Here is a 1,014-nt window from a genome sequence, read left to right on the forward strand (position 1 = left end):
ATTTTTTTATAATGGAGAGCTGTCCGAGAGGCCGAAGGAGCATGATTGGAAATCATGTAAACGGGTATGACCTGTTTCAAGGGTTCGAATCCCTTGCTCTCCGTTGAATAGTAGAATGGCCCGTTGGTCAAGTGGTTAAGACACCGCCCTTTCACGGCGGTAACATGGGTTCAAATCCCGTACGGGTCATCAATGGAGGATTAGCTCAGCTGGGAGAGCATCTGCCTTACAAGCAGGGGGTCACAGGTTCGAACCCTGTATCCTCCATATTTAAAAGGTCCTATGGTGTAGGGGTTATCACGCCTGCCTGTCACGCAGGAGATCGCCGGTTCAAATCCGGCTAGGACCGTTATACTGAAAAGTATATAATTTTTGGCTCGGTAGCTCAGTCGGTAGAGCAAAGGATTGAAGCTCCTTGTGTCGGCGGTTCGATTCCGTCCCGCGCCACCATTATGGAAGGGTAGCGAAGTCTGGCTAAACGCGGCGGACTGTAAATCCGCTCCTTCGGGTTCGGTGGTTCGAATCCACTCCCTTCCATTTTTTTATAATAGGGATATAGTTTAAAGGTAGAACTACGGTCTCCAAAACCGTCGGTGTGGGTTCAATTCCTACTATCCCTGCCATATATGGCGAAAGTGGTGAAGGGGTTAACACACCGGATTGTGGCTCCGGCATGCGTGGGTTCGAATCCCATCTTTCGCCCTTTAATTACTGGGGTATAGCCAAGCGGTAAGGCAACGGGTTTTGATCCCGTGATGCGCTGGTTCGAATCCAGCTACCCCAATTTTTGAGGATTTGATCCTTTCGTGGCGGTATAGCCAAGTGGTAAGGCAGAGGTCTGCAAAACCTTTATCACCGGTTCAAATCCGGTTACCGCCTTTAGTTCCTAAGGGTGCTAACTGTAAATATGCCGGTGTGGCGGAATTGGCAGACGCGCTGGACTCAAAATCCAGTGTCCGTTGAGGACGTATCGGTTCGACCCCGATCACCGGTATCTGTGTTTAAGTCTTAGTT

11 tRNA genes are annotated in these 1,014 nt (G+C 49.8%); all 11 read left to right on the plus strand.

The window, feature by feature from the left end:
• The first annotated feature begins 13 nt into the window (after positions 1–13).
• The 11 genes from NOU10_RS09185 (at position 14) to NOU10_RS09235 (ending at position 994) form a co-directional block, all read left to right on the plus strand.
• A tRNA-Ser gene (locus NOU10_RS09185) sits at positions 14–103 on the plus strand.
• 14 nt (positions 104–117) lie between these two features.
• Positions 118–189: transfer RNA gene (locus NOU10_RS09190), tRNA-Glu, on the plus strand.
• Positions 190–194: 5 nt separating this feature from the next.
• A tRNA-Val gene (locus NOU10_RS09195) sits at positions 195–267 on the plus strand.
• Positions 268–276: 9 nt separating this feature from the next.
• Positions 277–349 (plus strand) — tRNA-Asp (locus NOU10_RS09200).
• A gap of 25 nt (positions 350–374) precedes the next feature.
• Positions 375–450: transfer RNA gene (locus NOU10_RS09205), tRNA-Phe, on the plus strand.
• Between the two features lie 4 nt (positions 451–454).
• A tRNA-Tyr gene (locus tag NOU10_RS09210) sits at positions 455–537 on the plus strand.
• 12 nt (positions 538–549) lie between these two features.
• Positions 550–623 (plus strand) — tRNA-Trp (locus NOU10_RS09215).
• Positions 624–629: 6 nt separating this feature from the next.
• A tRNA-His gene (locus tag NOU10_RS09220) sits at positions 630–702 on the plus strand.
• Between the two features lie 10 nt (positions 703–712).
• Positions 713–784, plus strand: a tRNA-Gln gene (locus tag NOU10_RS09225).
• Between the two features lie 24 nt (positions 785–808).
• Positions 809–879 (plus strand) — tRNA-Cys (locus NOU10_RS09230).
• Positions 880–909: 30 nt separating this feature from the next.
• Positions 910–994, plus strand: a tRNA-Leu gene (locus tag NOU10_RS09235).
• Positions 995–1,014: the final 20 nt, after the last annotated feature.

The sequence above is a fragment of the Ligilactobacillus sp. MP3 genome, assembly GCF_024436335.1.
Classification (GTDB): domain Bacteria; phylum Bacillota; class Bacilli; order Lactobacillales; family Lactobacillaceae; genus Ligilactobacillus; species Ligilactobacillus salivarius.